The following is a 24,641-nucleotide window of genomic DNA, read 5'->3' on the forward strand; positions in this document are numbered from 1 at the left end:
CAGGACTTGTGCTTGTCCCCGCAAGGCCAGCGGGATAGCTGATCAGAATGAGCATTCCCGATACACCAAAACAGATCGCAGCGCCCCGAGACCGCCGCGCCGAATTGGCGCTACTGGTTGGCTCTTTCGCTTGGCTGGGACAGGCGGCGGCTATTGCGTCTGTTGTGGCGCGGGGGACTGCTGGCACACTTGACGCGGCGTTCGTGGCAATTTCGGCGGCCTTGGTTCTTGGCCTTGGGCTGTGCCGCGCAGGGCTCGAGAGGTGGGCCAGTGGCCGATTGACCGATCTGGCAGAGCGGCACGTTTCATCGCTGCGCCGTGCGATCATTGATGGCGAGTTGACACGCCGTCCCTTGGCTGCGCCCGCCGCGCTGTCCAGTCTAGTTTCGGAAAAGCTGGAAATGCTACGTCCTGCGATCCTGCGGTTCGGTCCGGCGCGGCTGCGAGCGATGGTGGTGCCCTTGGCGCTGCTGATTGTCGCTTTTACCCAGTCATGGGCAGCGGGGGCGATCCTGCTGGTGGCGGGGCCACTGATCCCTGTCTTTTCCGCGTTGGTTGGCATGGCCGCGCAACAGGCCAGCGCACGCCAATTGGACCAGATGTCGACGCTAGGCACGCTGTTGTCCGAGCGCGTGGGCGCGCTGGTCGATATTCGGCTTTTGGGGGCAGAGCGTGCGGTGCTACGCGATTTCGAAGGGGCGACCAATGATCTGCGCGCGCGGACGATGGCGGTTCTGCGGATCGCCTTTCTGACCTCGACTGCGCTGGAATTGTTCGCTGCGCTCGGCGTCGCGATGATGGCGGTCTATGTCGGCTTTTCGCTGCTGGGACAGATCGAGTTTGGCACGTATGGCGCGCCGCTCAACGTGTGGTCCGGTGTGTTTTTGCTGCTGATTGCACCGGAATACTTTGCGCCCCTGCGCGATATGTCTGCCGCATGGCACGACCGCGCGGCGGCCTTGGCTGTCGCAGACGAGGTGATCGCATGGCGCGATGCCGAGGTGCCTGCCGTGTTGGGCCGCGGGGCAGAGGCGGCGGAGATCGACGGTCCAGCGGCTGTGCGTCTGATGGATGTCACCCTGCGCTTGGGCGACCAATCGATTTCTTATCCGGATGCCGAGGTGGCCGCAGGACAGGCCCTAGCGATTTCCGGCCCCAGCGGGTCGGGCAAGTCCACACTCTTGGCTGCGCTGGCGGGGTTGATGCCCGCAGAGGCGGGCGTGATCGAGGTCGCAGGCCGCTCGTTGACCGCGGCCACAGCAACGGGTTGGCGGCAGCGGATCGGGTGGATGCCCCAATCCCCCCATTTCATGAAGGCATCGGTACTGGCAAACCTGAAGCTCGCGCGGCCTGACGCGGATGTGGCGGCTGTGAATAATGCGCTGCAAGCCGCTGGAATTTTGTTGCAAATTCACCGCTTGCCCCATGGCATTAACGAAACCTTGGGTGAAAACGGAGCGGGTCTGTCTGGCGGCGAAGCGCGCCGAGTGACACTGGCCCGTGCGCTCCTTGCGGGCGCAGATGTGCTGTTGGTGGACGAACCCACAGCGGATCTGGACGCCGAGACAGCTGCGGCGGTGCGGAGCACATTGCTTGGCCTTCGGGACGAGGGCGTGCTGCTGGTCATTGCGACCCATGATCCGGCGTTGGTTGCCGCGTGTGATCTATCGATCGCGCCCAAGCCGAGGGGGACAAGCGCATGACAGCGATGAAGCGTGTTTTGATCCTGTGCTTGCGCTCTGCCAAGGGGGCGATGTGGCGCGGTGGGGCGTTGACCGTCTTGGTCCTGTTGGCTGGCGTGGGGCTGTTATCGCTGTCGGGCTGGTTTATCGCGGCCGCTGCGGCGGCAGGTCTGGCAGGCGCGGGCCTGACATTTGACGTTTTTAAACCCAGTGCAGGGGTCCGTGCGCTGGCCTTGGGCCGGACGGCAGCGCGCTACGGGGAGCGGCTGCTCACCCATGATGCGACGCTCAAGGCGCTCGTCGCGGTGCGTTTGCGGCTACTGCGCGGGTTGATGGCGCAGCCCTTGCGGCGGCTCGAACGGGCCCGCGCGGGCGCTGCGCTGAACCGGATGATTTCTGATGTGGATGCTCTGGACGGGGTGACCTTGCGCCTGTTCCTGCCCGCGATTGCCGGTGCGATTACGTTAATTTTGGCCTCTTTGGGGCTGCTCTGGCTGATCGGTGCGCCGGTCGCTGGGTGGATCGCCTTGGTCTATGGCGGCGGTGCACTGGCGATCGGCCGACGGTTCGGGCCCAAAGCGCTGCCGGCCGCCCGGCGCGCAGAACGCGCGATCCAAGCCGTGCGCGCGCGGGCCAACGACGCCTTTGCCGCGCGAGAGGACCTGACGGTTTATAACGCACTGGATGCGCAGGCTGCACAAATCCACCGCGCGGGCTTTGCCCTTGGGCGTGCTCGGGATCGCCGTGACAGCGTGGAACGGGTCGCGCAATTCTGGGTCACCATCGCCGTGCAAAGCGCTGTGGCAGGGGCGTTATTCATCGGGTTCTGGCAGGTCAGCCAAGGCACTCTGAGCACGCCGCTGGCGACAACCGGTGTTCTAGCGGCATTGGCTCTGTCCGAGGTTTTGATGCCCTTGGCCCGCGGGATCTCTGAATTCGGGCGGATCGCAGACTCTGCGCGGCGCGTGATGGACGACATTCCCGAAGAGACCGCCCCACTCGCAGAGCGCGGCAAAACCGGACCCGTTGTGGTGCCGCCTTTGGACCTGCGCGGGGTGGCAATCACGCCGCTGATCGACACCCTGTCCCTGACCGTCGAACGGGGCGAGATGGCGCTGCTCTCCGGTCCCTCGGGCGTTGGGAAATCCACGGTGCTGAATGTGATCGCTGGGCTCTTGCCTGCGGATCGTGGCAGCGTGTGTATCGGCGGGACACCGGTTGACCAATACAGCGACGAGGACCTGCGCGGGAACCTAGGTTATCTTCCTCAGCGAGCGGCGCTGATTGATGGCACTGTTCTGGACAGTTTACGTCTGGGGAACCCTGATTTGTCCGAAGATGAGGCTTGGCAAATCTTGGAAGCGGTGCAGCTCTCGGGATTCGCGACATCGCGCGACGGGCTGAAAACCCGCGTCGGATCACGAGGAAGTGCGCTGTCGGGGGGGGAGCGGCGGCGTGTCGCATTGGGTCGTCTGATCGCAGGGCGCCCCGCTGTGTTGCTGATGGACGAACCGACCGAAGGGCTGGACGAAGCCACCGCAACCGCTGTTTTACATGGCATTCGAACTTATTTGCCCACTTCTGCTATCCTGATCGCCAGCCACCGAGACTGTGACCGTGCGCTCGCGGATCGCACGATTACCTTGCGGTAATTTATCACCTTACGTTTGCTGTATCGCGGATTTAGGTTTTGACCCAGATCAAGGACCGATGCATTCCGACTATGGGATATGTCTCCTCGTAAAATCTTAATCTGCGGGATAGGTTTTCCCGCGCACACAGGAGCAGACAATGGAACTCGATGTCGTAGAGCTGTCCAGATTGCAGTTTGCAATGACGGCGCTCTATCACTTTCTGTTCGTGCCACTGACGCTGGGTCTTTCGATCCTCGTTGCGATCATGGAGACGGTCTATGTCATGACAGGTCGTCCGATCTGGCGACAGATGACCAAATTCTGGGGGACTCTCTTCGGGATCAACTTTGTCCTTGGCGTGGCCACGGGCATCACCATGGAGTTCCAGTTCGGCATGAACTGGGCCTACTACAGCCACTATGTCGGGGACGTGTTTGGCGCGCCCTTGGCGATCGAGGGTTTGATGGCCTTCTTCCTCGAGGCGACGTTCGTGGGCCTGTTCTTCTTTGGCTGGGACAAGCTGAGCCGCGTGAAGCACTTGATGGTCGCGTGGTTGGTGGCGATTGGCTCGAACTTCTCGGCCTTGTGGATCCTGATCGCGAACGGCTGGATGCAAAACCCTGTGGGCGCGGAATTCAATCCGATGACCATGCGGATGGAGATGACCAGCTTTTTCGACGTGGTGTTCAACGAGGTGGCACAGGCCAAATTCGTGCACACCGTTTCTGCGGGGTATGTGACTGCTGCAATGTTCGTGATGGGCGTGTCGGCGTGGTACCTGCTCAAGGGACGTCACATTGAACTGGCCCGCCGGTCGATCACCGTTGCAGCGTCGTTTGGTTTGGCGTCGGCGATCTCGGTCGTCGTTCTGGGGGACGAGAGCGGCTATGACGCTGGTCTGAACCAGAAGATGAAGCTGGCCGCGATCGAAGGCATGTGGGAAACCGAAGAGGCCCCCGCGCCCTTTACGCTGGTGGGCATCCCCGACCAAGAAGACCGCGAGACCCATTATGCGGTCCATGTGCCCTATGTTATGGGGCTGATCGGCACCCGTTCGCTGACCGAGGAAATCCCCGGCATCGCGGAACTGGTCGAAGAGGCCGAAGGACAAGTGCGTTCCGGCATCATCGCCTATGACGCGCTGATGACCATCCAAGAGCAGATGCAAGACACGCCCGCAGATGTCATGGAGACATTTGAGCAGCATAGCGACGATCTGGGCTACGCCTTCCTGCTGCTGCGCTACGTGGATGACCCGCGCAACGCGACCGAAGAGCAGATCGTTATGGCCGCGAACGATACCGTTCCGCATGTGTGGCCGATGTTCTGGGCCTTCCGCATCATGGTCGGTATCGGCATGGCGCTGATCCTGATCAACGGTTACTTCTTTGTCCGTAGTTCGTTCAAAGGGATGGACTATCCCCGCTGGGCCCTGCGCCTGTCCGTGGCGGCGATCCCGCTGCCATGGATTGCGGCTGAGATGGGCTGGATCGTGGCCGAGTATGGCCGCCAGCCTTGGACCGTGGACGGCATTCTGCCCACCGCGCTGTCTGTCAGCCACCTGAGCGTCACGCAGCTGCTGCTGACCATCGCAGGCTTTGCGCTGTTCTACACCGTTCTGTTCGTCGTCGAGATGGGCTTGATGATCAAATACATCAAAAAGGGCCCGACGCAGGACGTCGCAGTGACCGACGAATGGATGGCCAAGCACGAGCACCGCTTGCGCACCCATGACGGCAATGTGCCCGAATTCACACCGGCGGAGTAATCGATATGATCCTTCATGAGCTGATTTCTTTCGAACTGCTTCGCGTGATCTGGTGGGGCCTGCTCGGGGTCCTGCTGATCGGATTTGCCCTGACGGACGGGTTCGACATGGGGACGGGGGCGCTGCTGCCTTTCGTTGCCAAGACGGACACCGAACGCCGCGTGGTGATCAACACGGTCGGCCCCGTGTGGGAAGGCAACCAAGTGTGGTTCATCCTTGGCGGTGGTGCGATTTTCGCCGCATGGCCGCCGCTTTACGCGGTGTCTTTCAGCGGGTTCTACATGGCGATGTTCATCGTCCTGTGCGCCTTTATCGTGCGTCCGGTGGCGTTCAAATACCGGTCCAAGCGTCCGTCGCCCACATGGCGCAGCACGTGGGACTGGGCCCTGTTCGCGGGGGGCGCGGTGCCTGCGCTGATCTTTGGCGTGGCCGTCGGCAACGTCTTGCGCGGTGTGCCGTTCCACCTGACCCCATCGCTGATGCCGATCTACGAGGGCAGCTTCTTTGGCCTCTTGAACCCCTTCGCGCTGCTGACAGGCGTGGTGTCTTTGTCGATGCTGATCATGCACGGCGCGGCTTGGCTGAACCTGAAAACCGAAGGCCGCATCCAGTCCCGTGCCCGCCGCTACGGCTTTACTGCCGGAGTGGTCGCGATCATTGGCTACGCGGTTGCGGGGGCTTGGCTTTTGCTGATCACCGACGGCTACAGCTTTGTCGATGCGGCGGTCACCGATGGCCCGTCAAACCCGCTAATGTCGGACGTGGTCAAGGGTGGCTCTTGGCTGGCGGCCTATGGCGCGCGTCCTTGGATCATGATTGCGCCGATCATGGGCTTTGTCGGGATGCTGATGGCGCTGCGGGGGCTGACCTCGGGCGGGGAGGCAACGACCATGCTGTGGTCCAAGATGGGCATCCTCGGGGTGATCTCGTCCGTGGGCCTGACCATGTTCCCGTTCATCCTGCCGTCCAGCACTGATCCCGACAGCTCTCTGACCGTGTGGGATGCCTCTAGCTCGCATCTGACCCTGTTCGTGATGCTGGTCGCGACGGTAATCTTTATGCCGCTGATCCTGATGTACACCTCGTGGGTTTACTCTGTCCTTTGGGGCAAGGTGACCGAGGATGACGTCACCGCCAACGGCGAAACCCTGTACTGAGAAAGGACTGACACATGTGGTACTTTGCCTGGATCTTGGGCCTGCCTCTGGCCGCGTTGTTCGCGGTGTTGAACGCCATGTGGCTGGAACTGCGCGAGGACGCAAAACTGGCCGACGAGGATAACCAGACCCCGTAACAGGGCCTGCAGTGACAGATCGGAACAGGGCAGCTTCGGCTGCCCTTTTTCATGCTTTCTGCGCGTGCACAGAAATCTGAGCGACAGATTAACGAATCCCGTTGCGCGTTTTCGACTCTTCGCCTATCAAAAACGACAGGTACGGGAGACACTGGCGTATGTCAGGGCCGAAGGAGCAACCGCCCCGGTAAACTCTCAGGCAAAAGAACCGGCCTACTGGAACACTCTGGAGAGAGGCGCGAAAGCGTCCGCCGAAGGGATAGCGATCTCAGGCGACAAGGACAGAGGGGGCATCGAGCGTGGGGAAACCCGCAGGAACACGATGCCGGAGGTTCGCTCCGGAAGAACCGGAGGACAGATGAGCGATCTGCTTCGCACACCGCTGTACGATGTGCACGTGGAACTAGGTGCCAAAATGGTGCCATTCGCGGGCTATGACATGCCCGTCCAATATCCCCTTGGGGTGATGAAAGAGCACCTGCATTGCCGTGCCGCTGCCGGCTTGTTCGATGTCAGCCACATGGGGCAGGTGATCCTGCGTGGCGCTGATGCTGCTGTTCAGTTGGAAGCACTCATTCCCCAGAATGTGTTGGGTCTGGCCGAGGGGCGCCAGCGCTATGGTTTCTTTACCAACGAAGAGGGCGGCATTCTGGACGACCTGATGTTTGCTAACCGCGGCGATCATCTGCTGCTGGTCGTGAACGCCGCGAACAAGGCCGCCGACATTGCGCACCTGAAGGCCCACATGGATGGGGTCGAAGAAATCACTGACCGCGCGCTGTTGGCCTTGCAGGGCCCCGCGTCGGAAGACGCCCTGAAATCCGTCGTGCCCGCGCTGCCGGACATGAAGTTTATGGACGTCGCCGTGGTCGATAGCGCCTATGGCGAACTCTGGGTCTCGCGCTCTGGCTACACGGGCGAGGATGGCTACGAAATTTCGGTCCCCGAAGCGACCGCCACCGATTTTGCCAAAGCCCTGATCGCGCTGGAGGCTGTCGAGCCCATCGGTCTAGGGGCCCGCGACAGTCTGCGGCTTGAGGCAGGTCTGTGCCTGCACGGCAACGACATTGATCCAACGACCACGCCGGTCGAGGGCAACCTAATCTGGGCCATCCAGAAATCCCGCCGGACGGGCGGCGAACGGGCAGGCGGCTTCCCCGGTGCGGAGGTCATTCTGGACCAGCTGGACAACGGCGCCCCCAAGAAACGCGTCGGTCTGCAGCCCGAAGGCCGCGCCCCGATGCGCGCCCTCACCATGATATACGCCAGCGAAGAAGCCGCCGATCCGATCGGCGAAGTGACCAGCGGTGCCTTTGGCCCCACGCTGAACGCGCCCATGTCGATGGCCTATGTCACCACAGAATTTGCGGCCAGCGGCACGCGCCTGTTTGGCGATGTGCGCGGCAAACGCATGCCAGTGCAGGTCGTGGACCTGCCCTTCGTCCCCAATAACTTCAAGCGCTAAGCCAGTAGGAGACCCCCGAGATGAAATTCACCGAAGAACACGAATGGCTCAAAATCGAAGGCGACCTGCTGGTGGTCGGCATCACTGAACACGCCAGCACCCAGCTCGGGGACGTGGTGTTTGTCGAACTGCCCGACGTGGGCCGCGAAGTGGAAAAGGGCGAAGAGATCGTTGTGATCGAGTCGGTCAAGGCCGCATCGGACATCAGCGCGCCCGTGGATGGCGAAATCGTCGAAGTGAACGACGCGATCGTGGACAACCCCAGCCTCGTGAACGAGGACCCCTTGGGCGCGGCTTGGTTCTTCAAGATCAAAGTAGAAGACACCAGTGTAATCGACGGCTTCATGGACGAAGGCGCATACAAAGACTACGCAGGCTGAGGCTGACATGACCTTTACCCCCACCGACTACGATCCCTATGATTTCGCCAACCGTCGTCATATCGGCCCCTCGCCAGAGGAAATGGCCGAGATGCTGAAGGCGGTGGGGGCAGACAGTCTGGATGCCCTGATCGACGAAACCGTACCCGCCAGCATCCGTCAGGCCGAGCCGCTGGAATACGGCGCGCCCAAGTCCGAACGCGAGCTGACATGGTTCCTGCGCCAGATCGCCAAGAAGAATACCGTGCATTCCTCGATGATCGGGCAGGGCTATTACAACACGGTGATCCCGCCCGCGATCCAGCGCAACATTCTGGAAAATCCCGCGTGGTACACGGCCTACACGCCTTACCAGCCCGAGATTTCGCAGGGCCGCCTTGAGGCGCTCTTGAACTTCCAGACCATGGTCTGCGATCTGACCGGTCTGGAAATCGCCAATGCCTCGCTCCTGGACGAGGCGACCGCCTGCGCCGAAGCGATGGCCATGGCCGAGCGTTTGGCCAAGTCCAAAGCCAAGGCTTTCTTCGTCGATGAGAACTGCCACCCGCAGAACATCGCCGTCATGCAAACTCGCGCGGCGCCCTTGGGGATCGAGGTCATCGTCGGCGACCCCGCCGATCTACAGGCCGATCAGGTCTTTGGAGCGATCTTCCAGTACCCCGGCACCTATGGCGGGCTGACCGATTTCACCGCGCAGATGGATGCCCTGCACGAGGCCAAAGCCTTGGGCATCGTGGTTGCAGACATCATGGCGCTGACCCTGCTGAAAGAGCCGGGTGCGATGGGCGCGGATATCGCAGTGGGTAGCACCCAGCGGTTCGGCGTGCCTCTTGGCGGAGGCGGCCCCCACGCGGCCTATATGTCTTGCCGCGACGCGTACAAACGCTCCATGCCCGGCCGGATTGTCGGGGTGTCTGTAGACAGCCACGGCACGCCCGCCTACCGCCTGTCCCTGCAAACCCGCGAGCAGCACATCCGGCGCGAGAAGGCGACCTCGAACGTCTGTACCGCGCAGGCGCTGCTGGCGGTGATCGCGGGCATGTACGCGGTGTTCCATGGTCCCAAAGGCCTGAGAGCCATCGCGCAGCGCATCCATTCGGTCGCCGTGCAATTCGTCGAAGGTCTGGAAGAGGCTGGATTTAGCGCCGAACCAACCAACTTCTTTGACACCATCACGGTCGAGGTCGGCCCAATGCAGGGCGTGATCTATCAGGCGGCGCTGGACCGCAAGATCAACCTGCGCAAGGTTGGGGCGACGAAGCTGGGGATCTCGGTGGACGAGACCACTCGCGGCGAAACCATCGAACGTCTGTGGGAGGCCTTTGGCATCACCCGCACGTTCGATGAGGCTCATCAGGCGTACCGTCTGCCCGCTGATCTGGTTCGGACCAGCGATTACCTGACGCACCCGATCTTCCAGATGAACCGCGCCGAGACCGAGATGATGCGCTATATGCGTCGTCTGTCTGACCGTGATCTGGCGCTGGACCGTGCGATGATCCCGCTGGGGTCTTGTACCATGAAGCTGAACGCGGCGGTCGAGATGGCTCCGATCACTTGGCCCGAATTCAGCGCGATCCACCCGTTTGCGCCAGCGGACCAGCGCGCTGGTTTTGCCGAAATGGTGGACGATCTGAGCCGCATTCTGTGCATGGCCACAGGGTATGACGCGATGTCCATGCAGCCGAATTCGGGCGCGCAGGGCGAATACGCGGGCCTCTTGACGATCAAGGCCTACCACGAGGGCAACGGCGAAGGGCACCGCAAGATTTGCCTCATCCCGACCTCTGCCCACGGGACCAACCCTGCCTCGGCCCAGATGTGCGGGATGAAGGTCGTCGCGGTCAAGGCGCTGGAGAACGGTGATATCGACCTCGAGGATTTCCGCGCCAAGGCTGAAAAGGCCGGCGATGATCTGGCGGCCTGTATGATCACGTACCCCTCGACCCACGGGGTTTACGAGGAAACCGTGCGCGAGGTTTGCGCGATCACCCATCGCTATGGCGGGCAGGTTTACTTGGATGGCGCGAACCTGAATGCTTTGGTCGGTCTGGTGAAACCCGGAGAGATTGGCGCGGATGTCAGCCACCTGAACCTGCACAAAACCTTTGCTATCCCGCACGGTGGCGGCGGCCCCGGCATGGGTCCGATCGGTGTTAAAGCGCACCTTGTGCCCTATTTGCCTGGCCACCCCGAAACGGGCGGTGCAACAGGTCCGGTGTCCGGTGCGCCATGGGGGTCAGCCTCGATCCTGGTGATCTCTTGGGCCTACTGTCTGGCCATGGGCGGCGCTGGTTTGACCCAAGCCACCAAGGTCGCGATCCTGTCGGCGAACTATATCGCGAGCAAACTGAAGGACCATTACAACGTCCTGTTCAAAGGCCGTTCGGGCCGTGTGGCGCATGAATGTATTCTTGATACGCGCCCGTTCAGTGACCGCGCCCATGTGACCGTCGATGACGTTGCCAAGCGTCTGATGGATCACGGTTTCCACGCGCCGACCATGAGCTTCCCCGTGGCAGGGACCTTAATGGTCGAGCCGACGGAATCGGAAACGAAGGCCGAGCTGGACCGCTTTATTGTCGCTATGAAGGACATCGCCGAAGAGGTCGCCGCGATCGAGCGCGGCGAGATGGACGCCGAGAATAACCCGCTGAAGCATGCGCCCCATACGGTGGCATCGCTGGTGGGCGAATGGGATCGCCCCTACAGCCGCGAGGCGGGGTGCTTCCCTGCGGGCAGCTTCCGCGTGGACAAGTACTGGCCGCCAGTCGGGCGCGTGGACAACGTGCACGGGGATCGCAACCTGATTTGCACTTGTCCGCCGATGGAAGAGTATCTGGACGCGGCGGAATAAGATCAGAGGGGCTCTGGCTGGTGACGGTCGGGGCCTTTTTCTTTTGGCGCTTTTTGTGGCTTGCGGCGGGCCGTGAGTATTTTTGCAAAGCAGAAAGAGCTTAGTGTTTCAGGAGACTGAGGGGCGCGACCATGGCTTGCGGCGCCTGAGGATTTGGCTAGGCTGCGCGCCATGACGAAGATTGACCCTGTTCTTTATCCCCTTGGCGAAGATGGCTTGCTGGTGGAATTTGCGCCGGCCCTGTCGATGCAGGCGAATGCGGCGGCGATTGCGTGCCGTGATGCTGTTTCTGCGTTGGGGCTGGATGGGGTGACCGAGGTCGGATCGACGCTGAAATCGACGTTTATGCGCTTTGATCCGGTGGTGTTGTCCCATGGGCGGGCCGAGGCGGCATTGCGCGATGTGTTGGGGCAAGAGGATTGGTCTAAGGTGGAGGCTCCGGTCGCGCGGGCTTGGCGGTTGCCGAGTTGCTTTGATGCGGATTTTGCGCCGCAGTTGGAGGAGTTTGCGGGGCTGGCGGGTCGGTCTTCTGGGGACTTGGTCGATGAATTGGCCGCTACACCGCTTCGGGTGCTGGCTTTGGGGTTTGCGCCTGGAATGCCGTATCTTGGAGAGTTGCCTGCCCATTGGAATGTGCCACGGCAGAGTGGTTTGACGCCGAAAGTGCCGGTTGGGGCGATTACGGCAGCAATCCGGCAAATCGTGCTTTTTGCCGTACCTTCGGGAACTGGCTGGCGGCAGATCGGGCAGGCCGCATGGCGTGGATTTGATCCTGATGGGGCGGGGCCGTATCTGAGCGCAGGGGACGTCCTGCGCTTTGATCCTGTGGGGCCAGAAGCTTTTGCCGATCATCTCGCCGCTGGCGGGGGGGTGCTGGAGGACCGGCTATGACCCGGATCAAGGTTCTGTCCGCCGGACCCTCAGTCACTTTGCAGGACAGAGGGCGCAACGGGCTGTCGGCGTTTGGTTTGTCGGCGGGTGGGGCGATGGACCCCATGGCTTTGGCCGAGGCCCGTGCCTTGCTCGGGGCTGGTTTTGATGGCTGTGCGATTGAGATGGGACAGATGGGCGGACGCTACACGGCTGACGGAGATCTGATCATCGCCCTGACCGGCGCGCGGATGAAAGCTCAATTGGACGGTGAGTCTTTGGCGTGGGGGCAAACCCATGCTTGGCCGGCTGGTGCTGAGCTGGAGATTGGGGCCGCGACCGAAGGGGCCTATGGCTATCTGGCGGTCGCAGGGACATGGCAGGTTCCAGAGCGGTTCGGGGCCAAAAGCACGCATATCCAAGCGGGAATTGGCGCACCGATGACTGGCGGGGATGTGCTGGAATTGGACCCTACACCTGCCGAGGCTGGACTTGGTTTGCCGAACTGGCGGACGACTGCGACCGAGGTGCGTGTGATCCCGTCTGTCCAGAGCGGCTGGTTCGGGGAGGAAGGGCGCGCTTGGCTGGAGCGAACCGTGTTTGTGAAAACCGCTCGGGCGAGCCGGATGGGGGCCGCCTTGTCGTTTGACGGGCAGGGCGTCCAGTCAGATCACGGGCTGAGCGTGACGTCCGAGATTGTCAGCCTTGGTGATATTCAGATCACGGGGGACGGCACGCCCTATGTCCTGATGCGTGAGGCGCAGACAACCGGCGGCTACTCCCGCATTGCGACCGTCATCAGCGCTGATCTGCCTGCGTTCGCGCAGTTGGCGGTTGGCGCGCAGATCCCGTTCAAGTTTGTGACGTTGGAGCAGGCTCTGGCGGCGCGTGTGGCGCAGGCGGACTTTGCCAAGGCATTGCGCGGGCGGGTTGCCCCCGTCGTGCGTGCGCCAGAGATGATCCATGATCTACTGTCTTATACCTTGGTGTCCGGCGTCGTGTCGGCCACTGATCCGGAGGGCTGGGAATGACCACCATCGATCTGAATGCGGATATGGGCGAAAGCTTTGGACCTTGGACCATGGGGGATGACGCTGCGCTACTGCAGGTGATCAGCAGCGCCAACGTGGCATGTGGTTTTCACGCGGGCGATCCTGTGGTGATGGCCCAGACCATCGCGCAGGCCAAGGCGGCGGGCGTCGCTGTCGGGGCGCATCCCGGATTTCAGGATTTGCAGGGGTTTGGGCGCCGCGATCTGAAACTCACCGAGGCCGAGTTAACTGCACTGGTGCAGTACCAGCTTGGCGCGTTCATGGGGATAGCGGCAGCGGCAGGCGTGCCGGTGGCCCATCTGAAGCTGCACGGGGCGCTGGCAAACATGTGCGCGTGGGATCTGGAGATGGCGCTGGTGTGCTATCGCGCAGCATTAGCTGTGTCGCCCGACTTGCGGCTTTTCGTGATCGCCGGAACCCAGCAGCAGCGCGCGGCAGAGCAGTTGGGCGCGACCTTCAGCGCCGAGATTTTTGCCGACCGCGCGTATCAAGACGATGCGACGCTTGTGCCGCGGGGCCAACCGGGCGCTGTGCTGCATCACCCCGATCAGGCTGCAGAGCGGGTGCTGGAAATGGTCCAAGAGCGCTCTGTCATTGCGCAATCTGGCGCGCGGGTGGATGTGCCCGTTGATACGATTTGCCTGCACGGCGACACCCAAGGGGCGATCCAAATGGCGCGTGCGGTGCGTGCGCGCTTGGAGCAAGCGGGGGTGCAGATCGCCGCACCTGAATAATTTCTGATCTGAAGGGTTGAGCTTCCAGTAACTGGAAGCCCTATATGCAGGGCAAGAGAAAGGAATCCTTGTCATGCATCGTCAGTACAAATTGTCAGGATTGAATTGCGCAGGCTGTGCGCGGCGCTCTGCTGCCGCCGCGTCCGAGGTTGCTGGCGTTCTGGAGGCCAACACCAATTTCGCGACCCACACGCTCGAGATTGATACGGGGCCAGCCTTTGACCCATCGGCGCTCCAAGCGCGCTTGGCCAAGGCGGGCTACCCCATGGCGACCGAAGAGATCGTGCTGGACCTAGAGGGGCTCAGCTGTGCTTCTTGCGTCTTGCGCGTGGAAAAAGCGCTGGCGAATGTAGAGGGCGTGGTCGAGCCCAAGGTCAATCTGGCCGAGGACCGTCTTCGTGCCAAAGTCTATTCGGGCGTGTCTGCTGCGGACCTGATCGCCGCCGTGAAGCAAGCGGGCTATGGTGCGCGGTTACGGACAGATGAGACGGCAGAAGGTGTCGATAAATCAGTGCAGTATCGGCAGAAGTTCATTCTATCGGCTGCCCTGACAGTGCCTGTCTTTGTGCTGGCAATGGGGCGCCATTGGGTGCCCGGATTTGGCGCGTTGATCGACGGCACGATTGGGGCACGGGGGGATATGCTGCTCCAGCTGGTCCTCACAACGTTGGTTCTGGCGTGGCCTGGAAGAGGGTTCTTTCAGTTGGGTCTTCCGGCGCTGTTCCGAGGTGCGCCTGACATGAATGCGCTTGTCGCGCTCGGCACTCTGGCGGCGTGGGGGTACTCGACCGTTGTGACGCTGGTGCCCTCTGCCATGAGCGTGGCGGGCCATGGGGTTTACTTCGAGGCCGCAGCGGTGATCTGTACTCTGATCCTTTTGGGGCGCTGGATGGAAGCGCGTGCCAAGGGGCGCACAGGTGCGGCCATCCGCGCGCTTATGGACCTGAGCCCGAAAACTGCGCGGGTCGAGCAGGCTGACGGAACGACCGCAGAGCGCCCGCTCGCGGAAATCGAGAGTGGAGATATCCTGCAACTGCGCCCGGGCGAGCGTATGGCGGTCGATGGCACTGTGTTGTCCGGTCAGAGCCATGTGGACGAGTCGATGCTGACTGGTGAGCCTGTCCCTGTTGCCAAAGCCCAGGGGGACGCGGTGTCGGCTGGCACGTTGAACACCACTGGCGCGTTGCGCGTCCGTGCGGATGCGGTCGGCAGCAAAACCGCCTTGGCCCAGATCATCCGCATGGTTGAAACTGCTCAGGGCGCGCGGCTGCCTGTTCAGGCGTTGATTGACCGCGTGACCATGTGGTTCGTTCCTGCTGTTTTGGGAATTGCTGCGCTGACCTTCCTTGTTTGGCTGGTGGTTGGGCCGGATCTGGCCCGTGCACTGATTGCAGCAGTGGCCGTTCTGATCGTGGCATGCCCCTGTGCGATGGGACTGGCAACGCCGACCTCGATTATGGTCGGCATGGGCCGCGCGGCCAAGTTGGGTGTGCTCTTTCGCAAGGGCGACGCGCTGCAAGAGCTACAATCGGTCAAAGCTGTGGTCTTTGACAAAACCGGCACTCTGACCGAAGGCCGCCCGGAACTTGCCGCCGTTCTGCCATCTGATGGGGTGACAGAGGCAGAGGCTTTGTCGCTTGCCGCAGCCTTGGAGGCCAAGTCAGAGCATCCGATTGCCCACGCAATTCTGCGCGGCGCAGAGACGGTCCCAGAGGCCGAGGGCTTCCTGTCTGAAACAGGATCTGGCGTCGAGGCGCGGGTTTCTGGTCAGACGATCCGTGTGGGCACGTTGGCTTGGGTGGGCGGCTCGGTCGCTGGTGCGCTGCAATCTCAGGCCAAGGCCCGCACTGCGCGGGGAGAAACGGTCGTTTGGGTTTCACGAGATAGTGTGGTCATCGCGGCCATCGCCGTGGCGGATCGGATCAAGGACAGTGCTGCCGAGGCGGTGCAGAACCTTCGCGCCGAAGGGCTGGAACCCGTGATGGTCACCGGTGACGCTCAGGCGACGGCGGAATATGTGGCGCAGCGGTTGGGAATCACCCGTGTGATTGCGGGCGTGCGCCCCGAAGGTAAACGCGACACCGTGGAGCAGTTGAAGCAGGAGTTCGGGAAAATTGCCTTTGTTGGTGACGGGATCAACGATGCGCCCGCTCTGGCCAGCGCTGATGTCGGTATTGCTATTGGCACAGGCACAGATGTGGCGGTCGAAGCTGCAGATGTGGTGTTGATGTCTGGCGATCCCTTGGCGGTGCCCAAGGCAATTGGCCTGAGCCGTGCGACCCTGCAAAACATCCGCCAGAACTTGGTCTGGGCCTTTGGCTATAACATTGCGCTGATCCCTGTGGCGGCGGGTGTTTTATACCCCGCGCTGGGGCTGACGCTGTCGCCTATGCTGGCGGGCGGGGCCATGGCGCTGTCCAGCGTCTTTGTTCTGGGGAATGCGTTGCGGCTGAACCGCGTGACCTTGGGGCAGGGGGCAAGCGTATGAATATCAAGGATGTTTCCGAACGCACGAAGCTGCCCGCCAAAACGATCCGCTATTACGAAGACATCGGCCTGATCACCCCAGCACGCGGGGAGAACGGATATCGCAAATTCTCGGAGAACGATTTGCATAAGCTCGCCTTCGTCGGGCGGGCACGTCACTTGGGCTTTTCGATCGAGGATTGCCGCAACCTGCTCGCCCTTTGGGGGGATAATGGGCGCAGCAGTGCAGATGTGCGGGCTATTGCCCAGAGCCATTTGGAGCAGATCGAAGCCAAGCTGCGCGAGCTGGCCGAAATGCGCGATACTCTTGCGCGGCTCGTCCATTGCTGTGCAGGGGACAACCGGCCGGACTGCCCAATTTTGGAAGACCTCGCGAAAACACACATCTGATCTACATCAAGTCCCTCCGTCTTTTGACGTGATAGCGTCATTGCAGATTTCGGACGGAGGGACTTTCTGTGAGAATAACCAAGCGCACCAATATCGCCATTCGGGCGCTCATGTTTTGTGCCGTGAACATGGATCGCCGTGTCACCAAGCATGATATCGCAGAGGCGTGCAATTCGTCCGAGAACCACTTGGGTCAGATCGTAAACCAGCTGGCGCAGCTTGGTTTTCTGGAAACCACACGCGGTCGTGGGGGCGGTCTGACGCTGGCCCGTGCGCCCGGTCAGATTTCGATTGGCGAAGTCTTTCGCCTGCTCGAAGCGGATGTGCCTGTTGCCGAATGCTTTGCCGATGTGGACAACACATGCCCGCTGACGGACGCTTGCCGGTTGAAAGAGGCGATCGCTGCGGCGCTGGATGCGTTCTACTCGCACATGGAAACGATCACGCTTGATACCCTGATTTGTGACAACCACGCGCTTGAGACAATGCTGGCGATGACCCCCCTCTGCTCTGGCGACTCGGCCAAGAAGGTGCAGCCTGCCTGAGGTTACTCGGCAGGAGCGAAGCCTTCGATCAGGTGGCGCAGGCCCAGAGCAGCGCCGCCAAAGATCGACACAATAGTTACCGGAGCTGAATAGCTGAGGAGCGCCATCGACGAGAGTCCTTGGCCCACCGTGCAGCCCATGGCCAGCACCGCACCCACACCCATCATAATCGCGCCGATGATTTGACGGCGCAATTCGCGTGGGTCTTCGCAGGCTTCCCACCGGAAGTGCCCCAGCATAAAGCTGCCAATGAGTGCGCCGCTCCATACCCCGATGACCGAGCCCACGGCGAACGACGGCGCGTGATTGGCGCCGATCATCGCGTAAAGCATCGCTTCGCCTACGGGGGCAGAGAAGTTATGCGAGACGACGGGGACGACCTCGAATCCGTACTGCGCGATATAGCCCGTGCCAAGCCAACCCGACAGAATAGCAAGACCGACGACAGCGCCCCAAATGATCGCCTTTGGATCCGCGCGCATGCGTGCAGGCCAGATGGCAAAGATCAGAATGGCTACGCCGATCACCATGCCGATGACGGCAGGGGCGACAGGTAGCAGGTATGACAGACCATGCGCGATGCCCTGTGGTGTGTCGGTGGGAATACGGGGGAAAAGCTTGGCAAAGACAAAAGCGAGGGGGCCATAGAGTGTCGCATAGGCGGCCATGCCGACCACCACAACGATGACAAACGACCGCAAGTCGCCACCGCCCAACCGGGCCAGCGCGCCATAGCCGCAGTTGCCTGCCAGCGCCATTCCGTAGCCAAAGACGCCGCCCCCAATGATCGACGCCCATGGCAGCCAGCGTGTGTCGAGATAGTAGGAGGTGGTGGGGTTAAACAGCCCTGCCGCATTGGCGCCAAACACGCCCATGCAGGCGACTCCGATGGCCACGCCCCACATGCGCAAGCGGATGTCGCTGCCACCGTAAAAGTAATCTTCGATTGCCCCAAGTGTGCAAAAGCGGCCCAACCGCGCCGCGAGGCCCAGAAGCAGGCCTCCGAATGCACCAATCAACGCGACCAAAACCGCGTCGGAAATCCCATCGATCATCGGAACCCTCCCAAGTCCAATGACGGCCGGACGCGCCGGCAGTTTAGCGTGTCGTCAGGTTCACTCGCTATCGCAGAATACTTCGTAAACACGCTCTAGGATACGACGGGGGCGGTCATCTGCCAAACTGTAATAGATCGTCTTGCCGTCACGGCGGGGCACGACCAGCCCTTCGAGACGCAGACGCGACAGCTGCTGGGACACAGCAGCCTGACGGGCAGACAGCAGTTCTTCGAGTTCGGTAACAGACTTTTCGCCATCCACGAGATGGCACAGGATCATTAGGCGACCCTCGTGGCTGATCGCCTTGAGGAAGTTCGCGGCGCTGGTCGCACGCTCGAGCATGCGGTCCATTTCAAAATCGGTGAGATCGTCTTTTATGGCAGGAAGAGACATAGGAAGGGCCTATCACTAACTTACATCACGAACCGCTGCCGGAAGCGGTGTCTGAGAGGGGAGAACCGGCGTGTTCGGCGACCATTTTCTCGACCAAGGGCCAAAAGAAATCTTCGCCTGCGTATCCTTCTAGTCTTGCCAGTTCCTGACCGTCGTCAACTAGCAGAAAAGTCGGAGTAAAGACGACGGGTCGGGCAATATCGAACCCTGCATCGTCAATCTCGGTCAATTGCACAGATCGCAAGGGGGCCACGGCAGAGACAGATGTTTTCGGGTAGATTGGGCCGATCTGCTTGTGCCACATCTCGCAGTAGGCGCAGCCCACTTGCTCGACCATCACCAGCTCGGCCGCGCTGGCGGTCAAGGGAGCAAGCGCGAGAGCGCCAGCAAAGAGGGTTTTTGCAAATAGATGCGGCATGCGATCAATCCAATTGACAGCTTCAGGCAAGCATGTAATCAAATATTTGAATAAATCAAGGAATATTGCATGTTGGATGTCACCTACATGGGGGCATTGCTGGCGGGTCTGCTGTCGTTTTTCACGCCGTGCATCCTGCCTATGGTCCCGTTTTACCTCAGTTATATGGCTGGTCTGTCGGTTGCGGAACTGCGCGGCGATGGCGTGATTGCAGCGGGGGCCCGCGCCCGTCTGATCCGGTCTGCGATCGCCTTTGCGTTAGGGGTCACGACGATTTTCGTCCTGCTCGGGATGGGCGCGACGGCGGTGGGGCAGGCCTTTGCCCAGTGGAAGCAGCCTCTGAGTTACGTGGCCGCAGCGATCCTGTTTGTCTTTGGTTTGCACTTCCTTGGTGTTCTGCGCATCGGCCTTCTGTACCGCGAAGCGCGGGTCGAAAGCTCCGCCAATCCGGCGTCCATAGGCGGGGCTTATGTCATGGGATTGGCCTTTGGCTTTGGGTGGACGCCCTGTGTCGGCCCTGCGCTGGCGTCGATCCTGATGGTGGCGAGCGGCATGGGCGATGTGTGGCAGGGCGGCGCGCTGCTGTTTGTCTACGGGATCGGGATGACCGCGCCCTTTATTGTCGCCGCTCTGTTTGCCGGACCGTTTCTGGCTTGGGCACAGCGCAACCGGAAATATCTGGGCTACGTGGAAAAGGTGATGGGCGTGATGCTGATCATCTTTGCCATTTTGATTGCGACAAATGCGGTGAACTTGATCGCGGCGGCGATGATCGAATGGTTCCCGTCTTTCACATCCTTGGGGTGAGGCGAACACTCTGTGCTGCGGCCCGAGAAGGGGCGGCTTGTTATCTGGGAGGAAGACTATGCTGAAACGATTAACCGCCCTAGGGGCGGCGCTTTGCCTGTCCACGTCCGTTATGGCGGCCGAGATGGGGGACGATGGTCTGCACAAGGCGGACTGGATGCACGACACCTTCAAGGACCTGCGCGAAGATCTGGATGAAGCCAGCACCGAGGGCAAACGCCTGATGGTAATCATCGAGCAGCGCGGCTGCATTTATTGTAAGAAAATGCACGAGGAAGTCTTTGTTGACCCAGACATCGAATCCCTGTTGCAGGACGACTTCTTTGTTGTGCAGCTCAACATGTTCGGGGACGTTGAAGTCACGGATTTCGATGGGACCAGCCTTTCGGAGAAGGACATGATCCAACGGTGGGGTGTTCTCTTTACCCCTACAATGATGTTCTTTCCTGAGGAGGTAGAGGAGGGTGCGACCGCCCCCAAAGCCGCCGTCGCACAGATGCCCGGCGCCTTTGGAAAAGGAACGACTTTCAACATGTTGCACTGGGTTCTTGAAGAAGGATATAGCTCTGGAGAGCCGTTCCAGAAGTACCTGCAGCGGAAGTTGGCTGAGTAAACAAACCAGCAAGACCAGAAATGCTGCGCTGCAACATATCAGTAAATTCACTTAGTTGAATTTGTTGTTGCGTAAAAGATGCGCGGTGTTCTACAGTATACGGAGCCTACCAGCGGAAGAATGGTAGCCAGGGAGGAAACATGAAGCTTTCATTTGCACTCGCGGCAGTCGCCGCTTGCACTGCTGGCATCGCAATGGCGGCACCCGTTGCCCCGGCAGATGTCGAGTTCTCGGAATATGGCGATGTCGCGACTTCTTTGACCGGTCAGCCCGGCGACCCGGCAAACGGCGTCAAGATCATGGCGAACCGCGGCAAGGGCAACTGCGTTGCATGTCACGCTGTCTCGGCCATGTCGGACGTTCCGTTCCACGGCGAAGTTGGCCCGACCCTTGATGGTGTTGCCGACCGCTGGAACGAAGCAGAGCTGCGCGGCCTTGTCGCGAATGCCAAAAAGACTTTTGAGGGCACGATCATGCCCGCGTTCTACAAGAACGAGGGCTACATCCGCCCCGGTAATGCCTACACCGGCAAAGCACCGACCGAAGCACTGACACCCCTGCTGACCGCGCAGGAAGTCGAGGATGTCGTCGCTTACCTGATGACGCTCAAAGAGCAGTAAGCGACCCGGATTTAAGGAGAGAGAAATGGAATTCACCCGACGCGACACAATCGCACTGGGCCTAGGTGCGGCAGCTCTGACCGTGCTTCCCTTCCGCGTTGCGGCTTCGGCCGATGACAAAATCGCCGAGTTCACCGGCGGCGCAGACATGAAGGCCGAGGGCATCACCCTGACCGCCCCCGAAATCGCGGAAAACGGCAACACTGTTCCGATCACCGTCGATGCGCCCGGCGCAGCCAGCATCATGGTTCTGGCGACCGGCAACCCGACTCCCGGCGTGGCCCAGTTCAACTTTGGCCCGCTGGCTGGTTCGCAGTCTGCAACCACCCGTATCCGCCTTGCCGGTACGCAGGACGTCGTCGCGATCGCCAAATTCGAAGACGGCTCGTTCGCCCGTGCGGCATCCACCGTCAAAGTGACCATCGGCGGCTGTGGCGGCTAACGCCCGCGACCTGTCGAGACACATAGATTTTCTGAGGAGAGACCTAAAATGGCATCTGGTGTACGCCCCCGCGTTAAGGTTCCCAAGTCGGCTTCGGCTGGTGAAACCATCACCCTCAAGACTCTGATCAGCCACCCCATGGAGTCCGGTCAGCGCAAGGACAGCAGCGGCAACGTCATCCCGCGCTCGATCATCAACCGTTTTACCTGCGAGTTTAACGGTCAGATGGTTGTGGACGTGGCGATGGAGCCTGCGATTTCGACCAACCCCTACTTTGAATTCGAAGCGACCGTCCCCGAGGCAGGCGACTTCAAATTCACTTGGTACGACGATGACGGCGACGTCTACGAAGAGACCAAGCCGGTAGCGATCGGCTAATGCGACAGGGCGGGGCGCGCAAAGAGCATAACTTTGTCGCCCCGCTTTCTGGCTTCAGGGAGGAAACCATGACCAAGCAAATCAAAAGCAAGGCGATGATCGCGTTGGGTTTTGCCGCAAGCACCTTCGCTCTGGCGACGGCTGCGCAGGCAACCGATCCGACCGAACCGCTGGTGGTGAACGGCGATCTTGAAATCGTCACGAGCACCGCTGCGCCCGCCCACATGGACATGATCGACACGATCCAGTCCGGCTGGGAATTCCGCTCGCACGAGACCCAAGATCTGCAGCGCGATGACTTCGATAACCCCGGTATGATCTTTGTCGACGACGCCCGCGAGGCGTGGGACACCGCCGAGGGATCCGAAGGTAAGAGCTGCGCATCCTGCCACGGCGCGCCCGAGGATATGGCCGGTGTCAAAGCCGTCTATCCCAAGTGGAACGAGGACGCTGGCGAAGTCCGCACCATGGAAATGCAGATCAACGCCTGCCGTACTGAAAACATGGGGGCCGAGGCGCTGGGATACACGTCGGGTGATATGACCAACATGGTTGCTCTTATGTCGGCTGTGTCGCGCGGTCTGCCCGTGAACGTCGCGATTGACGGTCCCGCTCAGGCGATGTGGGAGCAGGGCAAAGAGCTCTATTACACCCGCACCGGCCAGTTGGAGCTGTCTTGCGCGACCTGTCACGAAGACAACTACGATAATCTGATCCGCGCAGACCACCTGTCGCAGGGCCAGATCAACGGCTTCCCGACCTACCGCCTGAAGAACGCCAAGCTGAACTCGGTTCACGCGCGCTTCAAAGGCTGTGTCCGTGACACCCGTGCGGAAACCTTCTCGCCCGGTAGCCCCGAATTCGTGGCTCTGGAGCTGTATGTCGCATCGCGCGGCAACGGTCTGTCGGTCGAAGGACCGTCGGTGCGTAACTAACCTACTACTAACACAACACAAAATCCTCCTTGGCCCGTGCATCCAATGCACGGGACAGGGAGCCTTTGTCAAAATTGATCTCAAAACCGGAGCCTGTCACACATGATTTCCCGCCGCGATTTTCTTCAGGCCAGCATGGCCGCCTCCGCACTGGTCGGAGCGTCGGGCTTTGGCAACTGGAGCCGCTTGGCCGCGCAGCAAGCTCTGACGCAGGACCAGCTGCTACAGTTTGATACCTTCGGGAATGTGTCGCTGATCCACGTTACCGACATTCACGCACAGCTCAAGCCCATCTATTTCCGCGAACCCGAAGTGAACATCGGCGTGGGCGAAGTGAACGGCAAAGTGCCCCACGTGACCGGTGCGGATTTCCGCAAGCTGTACGGCATCAATGACGGCTCGCCGAACCACTATGCGCTGACCTACAACGACTTCTCCGCTTTGGGCAAAACCTATGGCAAAATGGGGGGTCTGGACCGCGTCGCGACTGTGATCAACTCGATCCGTGCAGACCGTCCCGATGCGATCCTGCTGGACGGCGGCGACACATGGCACGGCTCGTATACCTGCTACCACACGCAGGGGCAGGACATGGTCAACGTGATGAACGCGCTGAAGCCGGACGCAATGACATTCCACTGGGAGTTCACTCTGGGCTCTGACCGCGTGAACGAACTGGTCTCGGGTCTGCCGTTTGACTCGCTGGCGCAGAACATTTTCGACGCCGAGTGGGACGAACCTGCTGAACTGTTCAAACCCTACAAATTCTTCGAGCGCGGTGGCGCGAAAGTGGCCGTGATCGGACAGGCCTTCCCCTATATGCCCATCGCGAACCCCGGCTGGATGTTCCCCGAATATGCCTTCGGCATCCGTGACGAAAACATGCAGGCGATGGTCGACGAAGTGCGCGGCATGGGCGCGGACGTGGTTGTCGTCCTGTCGCACAACGGCTTTGACGTAGACCGCCACATGGCCAGTCTTGTCACCGGCATCGACGTGATCCTGTCGGGTCACACCCACGATGCACTGCCAGAGCCTGTGTTGGTGGGCGAGACGATCATCGTGGCCTCTGGCTCGAACGGCAAGTTTGTCAGCCGCGTCGATCTGGACATCCGCGACGGCCGCATGATGGGCTTCCGCCACAAGCTGATCCCGATCTTCTCGGACGTCATCACACCGGACGCCGAGGTTGCCGCCCTGATCGACGAGCAGCGCGCGCCCTATGAGTCCACCCTGTCCGAAGTCCTTGGCCACACAGACTCCCTGCTGTACCGCCGTGGTAACTTCAACGGCACTTGGGATGATCTGATCTGTGATGCGCTGCTGACCGAGCGCGATGCGGATATCGCCATGTCGCCCGGCGTGCGCTGGGGTCCTTCGGTTCTGCCGGGGCAGGCGATCACCCGCGAGGATCTGTGGAACGTCACCTCGATGACGTATCCCAAGGCCTACCGCACCGAAATGACCGGCGAGTTCATCCATACCATCATGGAAGATGTTGCCGACAACATCTTTAACCCGAACCCCTACTACCAGCAGGGCGGGGACATGGTGCGCATGGGTGGTCTGGGCTACCGGATCGACATCAGCAAACCCCAAGGCAGCCGCATCAGCGAACTGACCTTGCTGAAGACCGGCGAGAAGCTGGATCCGTCAAAGAACTACGTCGTTGCCGGTTGGGCAAGCGTGAACGAGGGCACCGAAGGCCCCGATATCTGGGACGTGGTGGAAACCCACATCCGCAACAAGGGCACCGTCGTGGTCGAGCCCAACACCAGCGTGCAGGTGGTGGGCGCGTAAGGCGCCCATCGGAACCAAA

At 61.0% G+C, this 24,641-nt stretch carries 24 protein-coding genes and 1 riboswitch; of the genes, 21 read left to right on the plus strand and 3 right to left on the minus strand.

Annotated features, from left to right (window positions below; translation table 11 throughout):
• Window positions 1-47 precede the first annotated feature (47 nt).
• From BM225_RS10520 to BM225_RS10585, 14 genes are all read left to right on the plus strand, one after another.
• Window positions 48-1,703 carry an ABC transporter ATP-binding protein/permease gene (locus BM225_RS10520; protein WP_072706680.1) on the plus strand — a complete coding sequence of 552 codons (1,656 nt, stop codon included), beginning with the start codon at window positions 48-50 and terminating at the stop codon, window positions 1,701-1,703.
• Window positions 1,700-3,334 (plus strand): amino acid ABC transporter ATP-binding/permease protein, encoded by a 1,635-nt coding sequence (locus BM225_RS10525; RefSeq protein WP_072706679.1) that lies wholly within the window; start codon window positions 1,700-1,702, stop codon window positions 3,332-3,334. The genes BM225_RS10520 and BM225_RS10525 overlap by 4 nt, the downstream gene beginning before the upstream one ends.
• A gap of 139 nt (window positions 3,335-3,473) precedes the next feature.
• Window positions 3,474-5,084: a cytochrome ubiquinol oxidase subunit I gene (locus BM225_RS10530; RefSeq protein WP_072706678.1), complete on the plus strand. Its 1,611-nt coding sequence runs from the start codon at window positions 3,474-3,476 to the stop codon at window positions 5,082-5,084.
• A gap of 5 nt (window positions 5,085-5,089) precedes the next feature.
• Window positions 5,090-6,241 carry a cytochrome d ubiquinol oxidase subunit II gene (cydB, locus tag BM225_RS10535; protein WP_072706677.1) on the plus strand — a complete coding sequence of 384 codons (1,152 nt, stop codon included), beginning with the start codon at window positions 5,090-5,092 and terminating at the stop codon, window positions 6,239-6,241.
• A 14-nt stretch (window positions 6,242-6,255) separates the two neighbouring features.
• Complete coding sequence (gene cydX / locus BM225_RS10540) at window positions 6,256-6,378, plus strand: cytochrome bd-I oxidase subunit CydX (protein ID WP_072706676.1); 123 nt, start codon at window positions 6,256-6,258, stop codon at window positions 6,376-6,378.
• A gap of 132 nt (window positions 6,379-6,510) precedes the next feature.
• Window positions 6,511-6,598: riboswitch (glycine riboswitch) on the plus strand.
• Between the two features lie 138 nt (window positions 6,599-6,736).
• A complete protein-coding gene (gcvT, locus tag BM225_RS10545) occupies window positions 6,737-7,843 on the plus strand; it encodes a glycine cleavage system aminomethyltransferase GcvT (protein ID WP_072706675.1) in 1,107 nt (368 codons plus the stop codon).
• A 20-nt stretch (window positions 7,844-7,863) separates the two neighbouring features.
• The gene (gene gcvH / locus BM225_RS10550) at window positions 7,864-8,223 is read left to right on the plus strand and encodes a glycine cleavage system protein GcvH (protein WP_072706674.1); all 360 of its coding nucleotides are present in this window, start codon (window positions 7,864-7,866) and stop codon (window positions 8,221-8,223) included.
• Window positions 8,224-8,230: 7 nt separating this feature from the next.
• Window positions 8,231-11,080 (plus strand): aminomethyl-transferring glycine dehydrogenase, encoded by a 2,850-nt coding sequence (gcvP, locus tag BM225_RS10555; RefSeq protein WP_072706673.1) that lies wholly within the window; start codon window positions 8,231-8,233, stop codon window positions 11,078-11,080.
• 171 nt (window positions 11,081-11,251) lie between these two features.
• The gene (locus BM225_RS10560; RefSeq protein WP_072706672.1) at window positions 11,252-11,971 is read left to right on the plus strand and encodes a 5-oxoprolinase subunit B family protein; all 720 of its coding nucleotides are present in this window, start codon (window positions 11,252-11,254) and stop codon (window positions 11,969-11,971) included.
• Window positions 11,968-12,981, plus strand: coding sequence for a 5-oxoprolinase subunit C family protein (locus BM225_RS10565; protein ID WP_072706671.1), 1,014 nt, complete (start codon window positions 11,968-11,970; stop codon window positions 12,979-12,981). The genes BM225_RS10560 and BM225_RS10565 overlap by 4 nt, the downstream gene beginning before the upstream one ends.
• Window positions 12,978-13,736, plus strand: a complete 759-nt coding sequence (locus tag BM225_RS10570; RefSeq protein ID WP_092464350.1) for a LamB/YcsF family protein — start codon at window positions 12,978-12,980, stop codon at window positions 13,734-13,736. The genes BM225_RS10565 and BM225_RS10570 overlap by 4 nt, the downstream gene beginning before the upstream one ends.
• A 73-nt stretch (window positions 13,737-13,809) precedes the next feature.
• The gene (locus BM225_RS10575; protein ID WP_072706669.1) at window positions 13,810-16,224 is read left to right on the plus strand and encodes a heavy metal translocating P-type ATPase; all 2,415 of its coding nucleotides are present in this window, start codon (window positions 13,810-13,812) and stop codon (window positions 16,222-16,224) included.
• A complete protein-coding gene (gene cueR / locus BM225_RS10580) occupies window positions 16,221-16,613 on the plus strand; it encodes a Cu(I)-responsive transcriptional regulator (protein ID WP_072706668.1) in 393 nt (130 codons plus the stop codon). Before BM225_RS10575 ends, cueR begins: the two co-directional genes overlap by 4 nt.
• A gap of 68 nt (window positions 16,614-16,681) precedes the next feature.
• Complete coding sequence (locus tag BM225_RS10585; protein WP_072706667.1) at window positions 16,682-17,158, plus strand: RrF2 family transcriptional regulator; 477 nt, start codon at window positions 16,682-16,684, stop codon at window positions 17,156-17,158.
• A 2-nt stretch (window positions 17,159-17,160) separates the two neighbouring features.
• Here the strand turns inward: BM225_RS10585 and BM225_RS10590 are convergent, their stop codons facing one another.
• Genes BM225_RS10590 through BM225_RS10600 form a run of 3 tightly spaced genes read right to left on the minus strand, consistent with a single transcriptional unit; the run spans window position 17,161 to window position 19,027 of the window.
• On the minus strand, window positions 17,161-18,213 hold the full coding sequence (locus BM225_RS10590) for a YeeE/YedE family protein (protein WP_072706666.1): 1,053 nt from the start codon (window positions 18,211-18,213) through the stop codon (window positions 17,161-17,163).
• Between the two features lie 60 nt (window positions 18,214-18,273).
• Entirely contained in the window at window positions 18,274-18,609 is a 336-nt protein-coding gene (locus BM225_RS10595) for an ArsR/SmtB family transcription factor (protein WP_072706665.1), read from the minus strand.
• A gap of 25 nt (window positions 18,610-18,634) precedes the next feature.
• On the minus strand, window positions 18,635-19,027 hold the full coding sequence (locus BM225_RS10600) for a thioredoxin domain-containing protein (protein WP_072706664.1): 393 nt from the start codon (window positions 19,025-19,027) through the stop codon (window positions 18,635-18,637).
• Between the two features lie 69 nt (window positions 19,028-19,096).
• Between BM225_RS10600 and BM225_RS10605 the strand changes: the two genes are divergently transcribed.
• The 7 genes from BM225_RS10605 (at window position 19,097) to soxB (ending at window position 24,622) form a co-directional block, all read left to right on the plus strand.
• On the plus strand, window positions 19,097-19,834 hold the full coding sequence (locus tag BM225_RS10605; protein ID WP_092464352.1) for a cytochrome c biogenesis CcdA family protein: 738 nt from the start codon (window positions 19,097-19,099) through the stop codon (window positions 19,832-19,834).
• A gap of 58 nt (window positions 19,835-19,892) precedes the next feature.
• On the plus strand, window positions 19,893-20,447 hold the full coding sequence (locus tag BM225_RS10610; protein WP_092464354.1) for a thioredoxin family protein: 555 nt from the start codon (window positions 19,893-19,895) through the stop codon (window positions 20,445-20,447).
• A gap of 140 nt (window positions 20,448-20,587) precedes the next feature.
• The gene (gene soxX / locus BM225_RS10615; RefSeq protein ID WP_072706661.1) at window positions 20,588-21,067 is read left to right on the plus strand and encodes a sulfur oxidation c-type cytochrome SoxX; all 480 of its coding nucleotides are present in this window, start codon (window positions 20,588-20,590) and stop codon (window positions 21,065-21,067) included.
• A gap of 25 nt (window positions 21,068-21,092) precedes the next feature.
• On the plus strand, window positions 21,093-21,509 hold the full coding sequence (soxY, locus tag BM225_RS10620) for a thiosulfate oxidation carrier protein SoxY (RefSeq protein WP_072706660.1): 417 nt from the start codon (window positions 21,093-21,095) through the stop codon (window positions 21,507-21,509).
• 48 nt (window positions 21,510-21,557) lie between these two features.
• Window positions 21,558-21,887: a thiosulfate oxidation carrier complex protein SoxZ gene (soxZ, locus tag BM225_RS10625; protein WP_072706659.1), complete on the plus strand. Its 330-nt coding sequence runs from the start codon at window positions 21,558-21,560 to the stop codon at window positions 21,885-21,887.
• A gap of 68 nt (window positions 21,888-21,955) precedes the next feature.
• Window positions 21,956-22,822 (plus strand): sulfur oxidation c-type cytochrome SoxA, encoded by an 867-nt coding sequence (gene soxA / locus BM225_RS10630; protein ID WP_083595689.1) that lies wholly within the window; start codon window positions 21,956-21,958, stop codon window positions 22,820-22,822.
• Window positions 22,823-22,924: 102 nt separating this feature from the next.
• Window positions 22,925-24,622 carry a thiosulfohydrolase SoxB gene (soxB, locus tag BM225_RS10635; protein WP_072706658.1) on the plus strand — a complete coding sequence of 566 codons (1,698 nt, stop codon included), beginning with the start codon at window positions 22,925-22,927 and terminating at the stop codon, window positions 24,620-24,622.
• The last annotated feature ends 19 nt before the right edge of the window (window positions 24,623-24,641 follow it).

Origin of the sequence: Donghicola eburneus (assembly GCF_900115865.1) — a bacterium.
GTDB lineage: Bacteria > Pseudomonadota > Alphaproteobacteria > Rhodobacterales > Rhodobacteraceae > Donghicola > Donghicola eburneus.

Bases quoted from the DNA above. Each gene is read 5' to 3' on its own strand.
- BM225_RS10530 (WP_072706678.1), top strand. From the start codon at position 3,474: ATGGAACTCGATGTCGTAGAGCTGTCCAGATTGCAGTTTGCAATGACG.
- BM225_RS10525 (WP_072706679.1), top strand. From the start codon at position 1,700: ATGACAGCGATGAAGCGTGTTTTGATCCTGTGCTTGCGCTCTGCCAAG.
- cueR (WP_072706668.1), top strand. From the start codon at position 16,221: ATGAATATCAAGGATGTTTCCGAACGCACGAAGCTGCCCGCCAAAACG.
- soxX (WP_072706661.1), top strand. From the start codon at position 20,588: ATGAAGCTTTCATTTGCACTCGCGGCAGTCGCCGCTTGCACTGCTGGC.
- gcvP (WP_072706673.1), top strand. From the start codon at position 8,231: ATGACCTTTACCCCCACCGACTACGATCCCTATGATTTCGCCAACCGT.
- BM225_RS10560 (WP_072706672.1), top strand. From the start codon at position 11,252: ATGACGAAGATTGACCCTGTTCTTTATCCCCTTGGCGAAGATGGCTTG.
- soxB (WP_072706658.1), top strand. From the start codon at position 22,925: ATGATTTCCCGCCGCGATTTTCTTCAGGCCAGCATGGCCGCCTCCGCA.
- soxZ (WP_072706659.1), top strand. From the start codon at position 21,558: ATGGCATCTGGTGTACGCCCCCGCGTTAAGGTTCCCAAGTCGGCTTCG.
- soxY (WP_072706660.1), top strand. From the start codon at position 21,093: ATGGAATTCACCCGACGCGACACAATCGCACTGGGCCTAGGTGCGGCA.
- gcvH (WP_072706674.1), top strand. From the start codon at position 7,864: ATGAAATTCACCGAAGAACACGAATGGCTCAAAATCGAAGGCGACCTG.
- BM225_RS10610 (WP_092464354.1), top strand. From the start codon at position 19,893: ATGCTGAAACGATTAACCGCCCTAGGGGCGGCGCTTTGCCTGTCCACG.
- BM225_RS10570 (WP_092464350.1), top strand. From the start codon at position 12,978: ATGACCACCATCGATCTGAATGCGGATATGGGCGAAAGCTTTGGACCT.
- BM225_RS10605 (WP_092464352.1), top strand. From the start codon at position 19,097: ATGTTGGATGTCACCTACATGGGGGCATTGCTGGCGGGTCTGCTGTCG.
- BM225_RS10520 (WP_072706680.1), top strand. From the start codon at position 48: ATGAGCATTCCCGATACACCAAAACAGATCGCAGCGCCCCGAGACCGC.
- cydX (WP_072706676.1), top strand. From the start codon at position 6,256: ATGTGGTACTTTGCCTGGATCTTGGGCCTGCCTCTGGCCGCGTTGTTC.
- gcvT (WP_072706675.1), top strand. From the start codon at position 6,737: ATGAGCGATCTGCTTCGCACACCGCTGTACGATGTGCACGTGGAACTA.
- BM225_RS10575 (WP_072706669.1), top strand. From the start codon at position 13,810: ATGCATCGTCAGTACAAATTGTCAGGATTGAATTGCGCAGGCTGTGCG.
- soxA (WP_083595689.1), top strand. From the start codon at position 21,956: ATGACCAAGCAAATCAAAAGCAAGGCGATGATCGCGTTGGGTTTTGCC.
- BM225_RS10565 (WP_072706671.1), top strand. From the start codon at position 11,968: ATGACCCGGATCAAGGTTCTGTCCGCCGGACCCTCAGTCACTTTGCAG.
- BM225_RS10595 (WP_072706665.1), bottom strand. From the start codon at position 18,609: ATGTCTCTTCCTGCCATAAAAGACGATCTCACCGATTTTGAAATGGAC.
- BM225_RS10590 (WP_072706666.1), bottom strand. From the start codon at position 18,213: ATGATCGATGGGATTTCCGACGCGGTTTTGGTCGCGTTGATTGGTGCA.
- BM225_RS10600 (WP_072706664.1), bottom strand. From the start codon at position 19,027: ATGCCGCATCTATTTGCAAAAACCCTCTTTGCTGGCGCTCTCGCGCTT.
- cydB (WP_072706677.1), top strand. From the start codon at position 5,090: ATGATCCTTCATGAGCTGATTTCTTTCGAACTGCTTCGCGTGATCTGG.